Source organism: Roseateles hydrophilus, assembly GCF_026712245.1.
Taxonomy (GTDB): domain Bacteria; phylum Pseudomonadota; class Gammaproteobacteria; order Burkholderiales; family Burkholderiaceae_C; genus Pelomonas; species Pelomonas hydrophilus.
The window spans coordinates 62,658-75,271 of record NZ_JAPPUY010000001.1; the positions used below are offsets into that span (position 1 = coordinate 62,658).

General features: G+C 69.0%; 7 protein-coding genes. 6 read left to right on the forward strand and 1 reads right to left on the reverse strand.

What is annotated here, in order from left to right; translation table 11 throughout:
• The first annotated feature begins 64 nt into the window (after positions 1 to 64).
• The 6 genes from NYO99_RS00340 to NYO99_RS00365 all read left to right on the forward strand — a co-directional run bounded on the left by NYO99_RS00340 (position 65) and on the right by NYO99_RS00365 (position 11,657).
• Positions 65 to 3,208 (forward strand): TonB-dependent receptor, encoded by a 3,144-nt coding sequence (locus NYO99_RS00340; RefSeq protein WP_268165104.1) that lies wholly within the window; start codon positions 65 to 67, stop codon positions 3,206 to 3,208.
• 188 nt (positions 3,209 to 3,396) lie between these two features.
• On the forward strand, positions 3,397 to 5,238 hold the full coding sequence (locus tag NYO99_RS00345) for a rhamnogalacturonan lyase (RefSeq protein ID WP_268165105.1): 1,842 nt from the start codon (positions 3,397 to 3,399) through the stop codon (positions 5,236 to 5,238).
• Positions 5,235 to 6,239: a glycoside hydrolase family protein gene (locus tag NYO99_RS00350; protein WP_268165106.1), complete on the forward strand. Its 1,005-nt coding sequence runs from the start codon at positions 5,235 to 5,237 to the stop codon at positions 6,237 to 6,239. Before NYO99_RS00345 ends, NYO99_RS00350 begins: the two co-directional genes overlap by 4 nt.
• Before the next feature lie 5 nt (positions 6,240 to 6,244).
• Positions 6,245 to 8,674, forward strand: a complete 2,430-nt coding sequence (locus tag NYO99_RS00355; RefSeq protein ID WP_268165107.1) for a glycosyl hydrolase 115 family protein — start codon at positions 6,245 to 6,247, stop codon at positions 8,672 to 8,674.
• Positions 8,675 to 8,682: 8 nt separating this feature from the next.
• Positions 8,683 to 10,680: a rhamnogalacturonan lyase gene (locus NYO99_RS00360; RefSeq protein WP_326494810.1), complete on the forward strand. Its 1,998-nt coding sequence runs from the start codon at positions 8,683 to 8,685 to the stop codon at positions 10,678 to 10,680.
• Positions 10,677 to 11,657: a family 43 glycosylhydrolase gene (locus tag NYO99_RS00365; RefSeq protein WP_268165108.1), complete on the forward strand. Its 981-nt coding sequence runs from the start codon at positions 10,677 to 10,679 to the stop codon at positions 11,655 to 11,657. Before NYO99_RS00360 ends, NYO99_RS00365 begins: the two co-directional genes overlap by 4 nt.
• Before the next feature lie 111 nt (positions 11,658 to 11,768).
• On the opposite strand, the gene NYO99_RS00370 is transcribed toward NYO99_RS00365, so the two are convergent.
• Positions 11,769 to 12,533, reverse strand: a complete 765-nt coding sequence (locus NYO99_RS00370) for a MipA/OmpV family protein (RefSeq protein WP_268165109.1) — start codon at positions 12,531 to 12,533, stop codon at positions 11,769 to 11,771.
• Positions 12,534 to 12,614: the final 81 nt, after the last annotated feature.

Consider the following 12,614-nt stretch of genomic DNA (forward strand, 5'->3'; position numbering starts at 1 on the left):
ATTGCAGGGGCATGAATAACAAGGCATCCAGTGCCGCCTCGATGAGTTTCAGGAGAAGTCGCCAATGCTGAAGTTGAATTCCCGCCACGCGCCGGTGCTGCGCTGGTCTCCCCTTGCCATCGCCGTGTCGGCCGCCCTGGCCGGCCCGGTTCAGGCCCAGCAGGCCGCCGCGCCCGCGGCCTCCGCGCCGGCCGCCAAGCCGGCCGCGAAGGAGACCCAGCAGCTGGACACCGTGGTGGTCAGCGGCATCCGCAGCTCCATCCGCAGCGCCAACGATCGCAAGAAGAACGCCGCGACGGTGCAGGACAGCCTGGTGGCCGAGGACATCGACCAGTTCCCTGACAAGAACGTTGGCGAGGCGCTGTCGCGCGTGACCGGCGTGCAGCTGTCGCGTGATTTCGGCGAAGGCACGCAGGTGTCCATCCGCGGTGTCGAGCCCGACCTGAACCGCATCCAGATCGACGGCATGACGGTGCTGAACAGCGGCGGCGGTGCCGGTCGCGGCGCCGACCTGCGCGAGCTGCCGGCCGAGATGATCCAGTCCATCGACGTGGTCAAGGGCGTCACGGCCAACATGATCGAAGGCGGCGTCGGCGGCACCGTGGACATCGTCAAGCGCAAGCCGCTGGACTTCAAGGAGCGCACCGTGTCGCTGCAGCTGGCGGCCGAGCAGGGCAGCCTGCGTGGCGGCGTGCAGCCGCGCGGTTCGCTGCTGCTGGCCGACAAGTTCCTGGACGGCAAGCTCGGCGTGATGGGCATGCTGGTCTACGACAACGTGCTGACGCGCGGTGACTTCGTGCGCAACACGTCATGGGCCTTCCTGCGCGACTGGGACTTCTCCGACGAGAAGACGCTGACCAGCCTGAACCCGGCGGCCGCAGCCATCACCAGCCGCACCGGCTGCTCGGCGTTGACGGGCAACGCCACCAACGTCGCCGACTGCAATCGGCAATGGTTCGACTACTCGCCGCGCATCTCGCGCTATGGCATCTGGACGCGCGACCACAAGCGCAGCTCGGTCGATGTGACGGCGCAGTACCAGTTCACCAAGGACTTCGATGTCTACGTGAACCACAACACCAACACCGGCACGTCGACGCTGAACGACCGCAACTTCGGCACCGACTTCTCGGCGACGACACGCCTGTCCAACGCCGGCAACGCGCCCACCTACTCGGCCACGGCCGTGCCGTCCGGCGGCACCTGCACCGGCGTCAGCGGCAGCGCCACGCCGGCCGGCATGACGGTCGAGAACCACCATGTGACGCAGTACACGGTGGGCAACTGCCTGAACGTGGCGGGTGTGGGCGGCCAGGCGGCGTTCAGCACCTCGGCGCGCGACTTCGCGCAGGACATCGAGTCCAAGTACACCAGCGCCGGCTTCAAGTTCAAGAACGACCGTTGGCGCGTGGAAGGCAAGCTGGTCGATTCGCAGGCTGATTACTCGAACGAGACCAACAACCTCATCCTGACGCAGAACGCGCCCGGTCTGGTGGTCAAGCTCGGTGCCGACCGCCTGCCGCAATTCACCTTCCTGGCGAACTACAGCCCGGACAACGCCGCCTCCTACGTGCAGGCCCAACTGCAGTACCGACCCACGGCGACCCGGAACACCGAGCGCCAGGGCAAGCTGGACCTGCAATACAACTTCGACCACGACTTCTTCCAGAGCCTGTGGTTTGGTGGCCGGGTCAGCGAGAACAGCGCGCGCCAGTACAACGGCGGCGGCTACCTGCTGCAGAACAACGGCAGCCTGAGCGCGACCGACGAGGCCGTGGACATCAACGTCCGCACCGCCAACGTCAACCAGATCATCAACTTCGACCCGCTGTATGCCGGCACGGCGCAGCGCCCGAACGACACGCAGACCTTCATCAACAGCGGCTACCGCACGTCCTATGTGAACGGCGCGCGCATGCAGGAGATCGTCAACGCGCTGCGCACCACGTCGCCCGGCACCTTCATGGGGGGCTACGGCACGTCGGGCCTGCCGGCGAACTGGACGGCGCCGAGCTACGCCGCGGCCGCGGCGTCCGGCATCTTCGACACCAGCGCGTTCAACCACAACTACCTGTACGAAGCGCCGGGCAGCGACGGCAAGGTCTACCCGCAGATCCCGGCCTTCTTCATCACCGAGAAGGTCAAGGCGGCCTATGTGCGCCTGGACTGGGGCACCGAGCTGCTGGGCATGATGCTCGACGGCAACGTGGGCGTGCGCTACGCCCGCACCGACGTGACGTCCACCGGCGTGCAGGTGGACCGCATCTGCGATCCGGCCGTGCTGAGCAGCTGCACGGCGCGCGTGGTCGCCAACAAGGTGGTGTCCGTCGACAACAGCTACAGCGACGTGCTGCCCAGCCTGAACGCGGCGCTGCAAGTCATCCCCAACAAGCTGATCGTGCGCGGCGGCTGGGCCAAGGTGATGTCGCGTCCTGCGCTCAACCTGCTGGCGCCCAACATCACCTGCACGACCGGCAGCGGTGACACCGGCCGTGGCGGCGACGGTACCGACGACTGCACGGCCGGCAACCCCGACCTCAAGCCCTACCGTGGCACCAAGTACGACCTGAGCCTGGAGTTCTACCCGAACCGTGACACCAAGCTGTCGCTGGCGCTGTTCCGCACCGGCATCGACACCTATGTGCGCAACAACATCTACCAGCCGAGCGTGAACTTCTACGGCGACGGCCGGCTGTTCGACGTGACCCAGCCCATCAACGGCCAGGGCGCCAAGACCCAGGGCATCGAGCTGGACGGCAACCAGGCGCTGACCTTCCTGCCCGGCTGGCTGAGCGGCTTCGGCGTGAACGCCAACGTCACCCGCATGAGCTTCAGCTACGCCCCCGGCAACCAGCTGATCAGCCCCTTGGACAACTCGGTGCTGCCCTACCCCGGCATGTCCAAGCTGGCCTACAACGTGGGCCTGTGGTACGACAACAGCGTGATCAATGCGCGCCTGGCCTACCACCACCGCGACAAGTACTACACCGGCGGCAATGACGTGTCGGGCAACCCGAACTTCCGCGACAAGACCGGCTACCTGGACGCCAAGCTGCAGTGGAAGGCCACCAACAACCTGACGCTGTCGGTCGAGGGTAAGAACCTCACCGACCAGGCCGAGCTGAGCTACGCGGGCGACCTGTCGCGCCCCAACGAGCTGGCGTGGTCGGGCCGCCGCTACTACGTCACGCTGGGCTACAAGCTCTGATCTCCGGGCCTGGCCTGAGCGGCCAATCCTGTTGCACCTGTTCTGCAGGTGCCCGGCCTCGCAAGAGGCCGTTTTTTTATGGATGGTGCCCCTCGCCCAGGGGACGGCTTGGGGCGGCACGGCGCTCGGCCCGAGCACCCGTACGGGCACAACGGCGGCGTGACGATGGAAGGAACACGGACATGACGATGCGTTCACCGATCTCCAGGCTGGCCTGCGGCCTGTTGCTGGCTGTGGCGGGCCTGGCGCAGGCCGATGTGCTGCAGGTCGAGAAGCTCGACCGCGGCGTGGTCGCGCTGAGCGCGCCGTCGGGCGTGTTCGTCAGCTGGCGGCTGCTTGGCAACGAGCCGGCCAGCGTGCGCTTCAACGTCTACCGCGATGGCAGGCGGCTCAACGGCGCACCGCAGGCGCTGACCCACTTCACGGACGCGCAGGGCCGCGCCGACAGCCTCTACACGGTGCGCGCCGTCATCGACAGCCGCGAGCAGCCGGCCTCGGCGGCCACCGCACCCTGGGCCCAGCCCTACCTGCGCGTGCCGGTGCACAAGCCCGAGGGCGGCACCACGCCCGATGGCGTGGCCTACACCTACCAGCTCAACGACGGCGCGCCAGCCGACGTCGACGGCGATGGCCAGTACGAGCTCATCGTCAAGTGGCAGCCCACCAACGCCAAGGACAACTCGCACCGCGGCCACACCGGCCCCACGCTGCTCGACGCTTACCGGCTGGACGGCACCCGGCTGTGGCGCATCGACCTGGGCCCCAACATCCGCGCCGGAGCGCACTACACCAGCTTCGTCGCCTACGACTTCGATGGCGACGGCCGTGCCGAGGTGATGATGAAGACGGCCGACGGCACGGTGGACGGCACCGGCCGGGTGATCGGCGATGCCAAGGCCGACTTCCGCAACGAGGGCGGCTATGTGTTGTCCGGGCCGGAGTTCCTCACCGTCTTCAACGGTCAGACCGGCGCCGCGATGGCGAGCACCGACTACACGCCGCCGCGCGGCGACGTGGGCGCCTGGGGCGACCGCTATGGCAACCGCGTGGACCGCTTCACCGCTGGCGTGGCTTACCTGGACGGCCAGCGGCCCAGCGCCGTGTTCGCGCGGGGCTACTACACGCGTGCTGTCATTGCAGCCTGGGACTGGCGTGGCGGACAGCTCACCCAACGCTGGGTGTTCGACAGCGACCGCGATGCCGCCAGCAAGCCCGCGGCCGGGCAGGGCGCACACTGGTTCTCGGTGGCCGATGTGGATGGCGACGGCCGGCAGGACATCATCTACGGCGCTGCCACCATTGCCAGCACCGGCCAGCTGCTCTACAGCACCGGTCTGTGCCATGGCGACGCGCTGCACGTCAGCAATCACGACCCGGATCGCGAGGGTCAGCAGGTCTTCATGGTGCACGAGAGCCCGCGCTGCTACGGCGCGCACGGCCTGGAGATGCACGACGGCGCGACCGGCCGGGTTCTATGGAGCATGTCCGGCAACAACACCGACGTGGGCCGCGGCGTGTGCTTCGACATCGATCCCGCGCACCCGGGCGCCGAGTGCTGGGGCAATGTGGGTGGCCTGATGAACGCCAGCGGCAAGCTCATCAGCGACAAGCACCCCAACCGCTACAACTTCGCTGCCTGGTGGGACGGCGACCTGCTGCGCGAGTCGCTGGACCATGTCGCCATCGACAAGTGGAACCCGGCCAGCTTCAAGTTCGAGCCGCTGCTGAGCGGCAAGGCCTTTGGTGCGGCGTCTAACAACGGCACCAAAGGCAACCCAGTGCTGTCAGCCGACCTGCTGGGCGACTGGCGCGAGGAGGTCGTCTGGCGCAACGAGGACAGCACGGCGCTGCTGGTGTTCTCCACCCCGCACCCGAGCGAGCACCGGCTGGTGACGCTGATGCACGACCCGCAGTACCGCGTGCAGGTGGCAGCGCAGAACGCCGGCTACAACCAGCCGCCGCACACCAGCTACCACCTGGGCGCCGCGATGAAGACGCCGCGCTACCTGCCCATCAAGGTCACGCCATGAAGCTCATCGCCACGCTCACGCTGCTGGCTGCGCTGGCTGCGCTGGCCGGCTGCGCCAGCGCCCCTGAACCCGCGCCGCGCCCGCTCTACCGCGACCCCACGCTGGACGGCGCGGCCGACGTGTCCCTCGTCTTCAACCGGGGCCTGAAGCGCTGGGAAATGTTCTACACGAACCGCCGCGCCACGCTGCGGCTGGACGACCCCAAGGACGTCAGCTGGGTGCACGCCACGCCCATCGGCATTGCGACGACGCAGGATGGCAACCGCTGGACCTTCGACAGCGAGGCGAAGTTCCCTGCCGAATGCACCGGCGTCACGCTGTGGGCCCCCGAGATCCAGGAATTCGACGGGCTTTACCACCTGTGGCTCACCATCGTGCCTGGCATCCACAAGAGCTGGACGGGCGAGCGCCGCATCGAGCATCTCACCAGCACCGACCTGCGCACCTGGACCTGCGCCGGCCGCGTGGACCTGGGCTCGCCCAAGGTCATCGACGCGTCCGTCATCCGCGCGCCGCAGGGCGGCTGGCGCATGTGGTTCAAGGACGAGCAGGCCGGCAGCAAGCTCAAGGTGGCCGACAGCCCCGACCTCAAGACCTGGACCGTGCGCGGCCCCGTCAGCCACCTGCCGGGCGAAGGCCCGACGGTGTTCCGGTTCGGCGGTAAGTGGTGGCTGGTGGCCGACCTGTGGAAGGGCCTGCTGGTGCTGCGCTCCGATGACGCACTGACCTGGGAGGAGCAACCCACGCGTCTGCTGGCCGGCATCGGCGACCACCCCACCGACCGCGCCAAGGGCCAACACCCCGGCGTGACCGTCGTGGACGACCGGGCCTACCTCTTCTACTTTACGCACCAGAGCGGCGAGCCCGAGGCGAAGACCGACGACCGCTGGCACCAGCGCACCGTCATCCAGGCCGCCGAGCTGACGCTGAAGGACGGCTGGCTCCACGTCGACCGCAACGCGCCGCCGCCCGACCTGCGCGCGGCCTTCAAGGCTCGGTGACCCCCATGCGCCAGCTGCTGACGTCCCTGTACCTGCTGATGCTGGCCGGCCTCGCCCAGGCCGGGCTGGACGTGTCCACGCGCGCCACGCCCGGTAGCTTGCCGCTGGACGGCGTCGTCATCGTCGGCAGCCCGTCCGCCGACCCGCTGGAAGCCTTCGTCACGCAAGACCTGGCCGGCGACCTGACGCGCCTGGGCCTGCGCACGGCCACCCAAGGCGCTGTGCAGATCTGGGTCGGCACCGCGGGCCGCCATGCGCAGATCGATGCGCAGGCCGAGCGGCTCGGCCTCGGCGCGCTGAAGGGCTGCTGGGAGTGCTTCCGCATCGCCGTGCTGCGCGACCCGGCGCCGGGCGTGAAGCAGGCCCTCGTCATCGCGGGCGCCGACCTTCGCGGCACGGCCTACGGCGTCTACACGCTGAGCCAGGCGCTGGGCGTGTCGCCGTGGGTGTGGTGGGCCGATCTCGCGCCGCGCCAGCGTGGCCCGCTGCACCTGTCGCTCAGTGAGCCGCTGCAGGACGGTCCTGCCGTGAAGTACCGGGGCCTGTTCATCAACGACGAGGATTGGGGCCTGCACCCCTGGGCCGCCAACACCTTCGAGCCCGAGGCGCGCAACATCGGGCCCAAGACCTATGAGCAGGTCTTCCGCCTGCTGCTGCGCCTGAAGGCCAACACGCTGTGGCCGGCCATGCACCAGGTCTCCCGCGCGTTCAACGACAACCCGAAGAACGCCGAGTTGGCACAGCGCTACGGCATCGTCATGGGCAGCTCGCATGCGGAGCCCCTGCTGCGCAACAACGTGTCGGAATGGACCGCGCCGCACGACCAGTACAACTACGCCACCCACCCGCAGCAGGTGCGCGACTACTGGGCCGAGCGGCTGAAGACCAACGGCCGCTACGAGAGCCTGTTCACGCTGGGCATGCGCGGCATTCACGATTCCGGCATGCAGGGCGGCGGCACGGTGGCCGAGAAGCAGGCGCTGCTGAACGGGCTGATCGCCGACCAGCGCGAGCTAATCCGCCAGCACGTGGGCGACCCGACGACCACGCCGCAGATCTTCGTGCCCTACAAGGAAGTGCTGCCGCTGCTGCCCGGCCTGGCGCTGCCGGACGACGTGACCCTCGTCTGGCCCGATGACAACTTCGGCTACATCCGCCAGTTCCCCGATGCCGCTCAATCGAGGCGTTCTGGCGGCTCCGGCATCTACTACCACCTGAGCTACCTCGGCGCGCCGCTGTCCTACCTGTGGCTGGACACCACGCCGCCCGCGCTGGTGGCCGAGGAGATGGGCCGCGCCTTCGAGGCCGGCGCGCGTCAGCTGTGGGTGGTCAATGCGGGCGATATCAAGCCGCACGAGGTCAACCTCAGCCACTGGTTCGACCTGGCCTGGAACCCGGCCGCCGTGCGCGCCCAGGGGCAGGGCGGCTACCTGCGCGAGCTCGCGCAGCGGCTGTTCGGCGTGGCCGACATCAGCGACATCTGGGACGGCCACTACCGCGTCAACTTCGAGCGCCGCCCCGAGCACCTGCAGTTCCACCTGGCCGGCGAACGCATGAAGCGCAGCGGCTGGCCGCTGGCTGCGGTGCACGAACGGCTGAACCGCTTCGCCACGTTGCTGGCCCGGCTGGACGCCGTGCGCCCGCGCGTCGCGGCGGCGCAGCAGGCGGCGTTCTTCCAGCTCGTCGAGTACCCGGTGCGCGCCTCGGCACTGGCCAACGAGCGCTTCTTCGCGTTGGAGCGCTACGCCGCCACGCTGGAGCGAGACCCCGCCGGCGCCCGCGCCTTCGCCGCGCAAGCCGTGCGCGCCGATCAGCGCCTCAAGGCCTTGACTGCGCGCTACAACGCCGGCCGCTGGGCCGGCATCCTGGCCGAGGAGCCGGCCGACGGGCTGTGGACCAGCTACCGCCAGATCGCGCCGCTGCTGCCCGCGCCGGGCCTTGGGGGCTCGGCGCCTGATGCGCTGACCGAGTTGACCCGGGCCAGTGCCGACCTGGCCCCGCTGCCGCTGCTCGAACCCGTCGCACCTGCGCTGCGCGTGACGGACAGCGCCGCCTGGCGCCGCGTGCCCGGCCTGGGTCGTGGCGATGGCGTGCTGGCCGCCCGCCAGCCGGGCGCCACGCTGGAGATCGCCGCCCCCGGCACCGCGCCCGGCCCCAGCTGCTTGCGCGTGCACGTGCTGCCCAGCTACACCGCCACCCCGGGCGAGGCCTGGGCCGCCGATGTACTGGTGGACGGCCAGACCTTGCCGCTGCGCTGGCCGCGCGGCCCGCAGGACGCCGCCTGGGCCCAGGGTGTGCTCAACAACCGGCTGCAGGCGTCGGTAACGCTGCCCGAGCGCAGCGGCCCGCTCAAGCTGCAACTGCGCGCGCAGCAGCGCGACCTGATGTTTGACGGTGCCGAGCTGCTGCCTGGTGCGTGCAAGACCCATCCATGAAGCTGAACATGACCAAGCCATTCAAGCGCCGTCTGCCCCAGGCCCTGCTGCTGAGCGCGGCAGCCCTTGGCCTCGCCACGACCGCCGCTGCCGCGCCGCGCTGGATGGAGAAGCTGGATCGCGGCGCCGTCGCCGTGCCGGCGGCCGGCGGCGGCGTGCTCATCAGCTGGCGACTGCTGGCCACCGACGCGCCCAAGACGGCGTTCGACGTCTACCGCGACGGCACCCAGGTCAACGCCCAGCCGCTGAGCGGGGGCACCAACTTCGTCGACAAGGCCGGCACGCCGCAGTCGACCTATGTCGTCAAGAGCCGCGTCAACGGTCGCGAGGGCGATGCCAGCCCGCCCGTGCCGGTGTGGGAGCCGGGCTACCTCAGCATCGCGCTGCAGCAGCCTGAGGGCGGCGTCACGCCCACCGGCGAGGCCTACACCTACTCGGCCCAGGAGGCCAGCGTGGCCGACCTGGACGGCGACGGCCGCTACGAGATCGTCCTGAAGTGGGACCCGACCAACGCCAAGGACAACGCCTTCCACGGCTACACCGGTCCGGTCATCCTCGATGCCTACAAGCTGGACGGCCAGCGCCTGTGGCGCATCAACCTCGGCAAGAACATCCGTGCCGGCGCGCACTACACGCAGTTCCAGGTGTATGACTACGACGGTGACGGCCGTGCCGAGCTGGCCGTGCGCACCAGCGACGGCACGGTGGACGGCACCGGCCGCGTGCTGGGCGATGCGAACGCCGATTGGCGCGAGGCCGATGGCGAGGTGCCGTCGACCGACCGCACTGGTGGCAAGCCGCAGCCCGAAGGCGGTTTCGTCGCGCCCTTGCAGGGCCGCATCCTGAAAGGCCCGGAGTTCCTGACCGTCTTCGACGGCCTGACCGGCAAGGCGCTGGCCAGCGAGCCCTACTGGCCGGCCCGCGATCCGCGCACCGATGCGCCGACCGCTGCGCAGATGAAGGAGGTCTGGGATGACGGCTACGCCAACCGCTCGGACCGCTTCCTCGCCGGCACCGCCTACCTGGACGGCGAGCGGCCCAGCATCATCATGGCGCGGGGCTACTACGGTCGCACGGCGCTGGCCGCCTGGGACTGGCGTGACGGCAAGCTGACCCGGCGCTGGACCTTTGACAGCGCAGCGCCCGGCAACGCCGCGTTTGGCGGCCAGGGCAACCACCAGCTCAGCGTGGCCGATGTGGACGGCGATGGCCGCGACGAGATCATCTACGGCGCCATGACCGTGGACGACAACGGCAAGGGGCTGTGGAGTGCCGGCCTGCTGCACGGTGATGCGATGGGTGTGGGCGATCTCGACCCCGCCAACCCTGGCCTGGAGAAGTTCGGCGTGCACGAGGTGGTGAGGCACAACGGCGGCATCGGCGCCGCCATGCTGGACGCGCGCACGGGCAAGCTGCTGTGGAGCGCGCCGGCAACGCAGGACACCGGCCGCGGCGTGGCCGCCGACATCGACCCGCGCTTCCCCGGCGCCGAGGCCTGGGCCACCAACCAGGACGTGCTCTATACCGCGCAAGGCCAGCCCATCCCCGGCGTCAAGCGCCCGCGCGAGCAGAGCTTCCTGGTCTGGTGGGACGGCGACGAGCTGCGCGAACTGTTCGACCGCAACCGCATCAACAAGTGGGACTGGACGGCGGGCAAGTCCACCACGCTGCTGGAGGCCAGCGGCGTGGTGCACAGCAATGGCACGAAGAACGTGCCGGTCGTGTCGGCCGACCTGCTGGGCGACTGGCGCGAGGAGGTGGTCTGGCGCACGCCCGACGAGAAGTTCCTGCGCATCTACACCACGCCCCATGCGACCGAGCGGCGCCTGGTCACGCTGATGCACGACGCGCAGTACCGCGTGGCCATCGCGTGGCAGAACACGGCCTACAACCAGCCGCCCTACCCGAGCTTCCAGCTGGGCCACGGCATGCAGGAGCCCGCTGTGCCGCAGATCGTCGTGCCAGCGGGCAAGGCGGCCGTGAACCAGGGCGCTGCCCGGCCATGAAGCGTGTGTCGTTGCTGTTGCTGTGGGCCTTGCTCGTCACCTCGGTCCACGCCCAAAACCCACTCAAGCTCGGCCAAGACCTGCGCACCGCCGATCCGTCCGCCCATGTGTGGAAGGACGGTCGCCTGTGGCTCTACACCTCACACGACGAGGAATGCCAGGCCGACTTCCACATGAAGGACTGGTATGCCTTCTCGTCTACCGACCTGGTGAACTGGACGAACCACGGCGCCGTGCTGTCGGTGAAGGACCTGGCCTGGGCCAACGACTACGCCTGGGCGCCCGATGCGGCCTACAAGAACGGCAAGTACTACCTGGTCTTCCCGGCCGGCACCGGCATCAAGGACCGCCAGAACCCCAAGAACAGCACCAAGTGGATGGGCATCGGCATCGCCGAAAGTGACAACCCCGCCGGCCCCTTCAAGGACATGATCGGCGCGCCGCTGTGGCGCAAGCCCTATGCGAACGACCCGGTGCTGTTCATCGACGACGACGGCCGCGCCTACCTCTACAGCCGCACCTCAGGAAAAAACTACCTCGTGGCCGAGATGGCCGACGACATGCGCAGCATCAAGGGCGAGCTGCAGCCGATGGACATGGGCGGCTATGAGCCGCCGATGGAGGGGCCGTGGGTGTTCAAGCGCAAGGGCCTCTACTACTTCACGATGCCGGAGCACAACCGCATCCTGACTTACTACACCGCCACCTCGCCCACCGGCCCATGGACGTATCGCGGTGTTTTCATGGAGCAGGAGAACAACGCCAACAACCACCACTCCATCGTGGAGTACCAGGGCCAGTGGCTGCTGTTCTATCACCGCTGGCTGGACACACCCGGCGCGGCCTGTGCGAACAAGAAGCAGCGCCATGTGACGGCTGAATACCTGCACTTCAACAACGACGGGACGATCCGCAAGGTGGAGCGGACGCAGGACGGTGTCAACGACTTTTCCCGGCGGGTGCGCAGTGGGCGCTGAGGCTGCAGCTGGCGGATGCGAAGGCCCGTGCCGGGAAGCCACCCACCGGGGTGGAATCCCGGCAACACCGCTGCCTGAAAGGCACCGTGGCGAGCCGCATCAGTCCGGCATTCAGAACCGGTACAACCACCCCGCAAACACACTCGCCTGGTAGCGCCGCGCCACCAGCGGGCTGTTCTCCACCGGCCGGCCCAGCTTCAGGCCTGACAGGTCGGCGAACAGCATCTCGTTCTTGCCCGTCGCGTACGCCAGGCGCAGGCCGGCTTCGACCTGCGTGGCCGAGTCGCCGACGTAGACGGGCCGGCCCGTGAGGGCCTCGGTCGGGCGCACGCCGAAGTAGTAGTCCACGTACTTGCGGTCCACGCCGCGCAGTCCGGCGCGGGGCGTGACGGCAAGGTCGCCGAACTCGAATCGCTTCTCGTACTGCAGCGCGAAGACGCGGCCCTTGCTGTGGCCCAGCGCATCGGCGACGGCTTCCACGGACAGCTCGCCCAGCGGGCCGGCGTCCCAGATGGCGGCGCTGCCCAGCCACAGGCTTTCCTTGCGGCGCGCCATGCCGGCGAGGAAGGCTGAGTCCTTGGGCTTGTAGCCGTCGAAGCCGAAGCGCGTGCGCAGCCGCCAGCTCACCGGGCCGGTGTGGCCCAGCTTCACGTCCACGGTGGGCAGGGCCACGGACACCCAGCGGTTCTCGTAGATCAAGAGCGGCAGCACGCGGGTGCGGGTCTTCATGCCGCGGTAGGGCTCGCGCACCGCGCCGCCGCCCAGGCCGGCAATGGTCACCGAGTCGGGCGGCCCGGCCTCGGGCGGGGTGGCCTGGGCCAGCGCCGGCAGGGCCGTCATCAGCAAGGTGGCGAGAAGGGAGGTGCAGACATGCATGGGAGCGTCCTTGAAGGCGTGAGTCAGTCAACGCCGTGCAGGCTAGAAGCCACGACTTAGCCAGGCCTTAGCCAGCGCAGC

Bases quoted from the DNA above. Each gene is read 5' to 3' on its own strand.
- NYO99_RS00340 (WP_268165104.1), top strand. From the start codon at position 65: ATGCTGAAGTTGAATTCCCGCCACGCGCCGGTGCTGCGCTGGTCTCCC.
- NYO99_RS00345 (WP_268165105.1), top strand. From the start codon at position 3,397: ATGCGTTCACCGATCTCCAGGCTGGCCTGCGGCCTGTTGCTGGCTGTG.
- NYO99_RS00350 (WP_268165106.1), top strand. From the start codon at position 5,235: ATGAAGCTCATCGCCACGCTCACGCTGCTGGCTGCGCTGGCTGCGCTG.
- NYO99_RS00355 (WP_268165107.1), top strand. From the start codon at position 6,245: ATGCGCCAGCTGCTGACGTCCCTGTACCTGCTGATGCTGGCCGGCCTC.
- NYO99_RS00360 (WP_326494810.1), top strand. From the start codon at position 8,683: ATGACCAAGCCATTCAAGCGCCGTCTGCCCCAGGCCCTGCTGCTGAGC.
- NYO99_RS00365 (WP_268165108.1), top strand. From the start codon at position 10,677: ATGAAGCGTGTGTCGTTGCTGTTGCTGTGGGCCTTGCTCGTCACCTCG.
- NYO99_RS00370 (WP_268165109.1), bottom strand. From the start codon at position 12,533: ATGCATGTCTGCACCTCCCTTCTCGCCACCTTGCTGATGACGGCCCTG.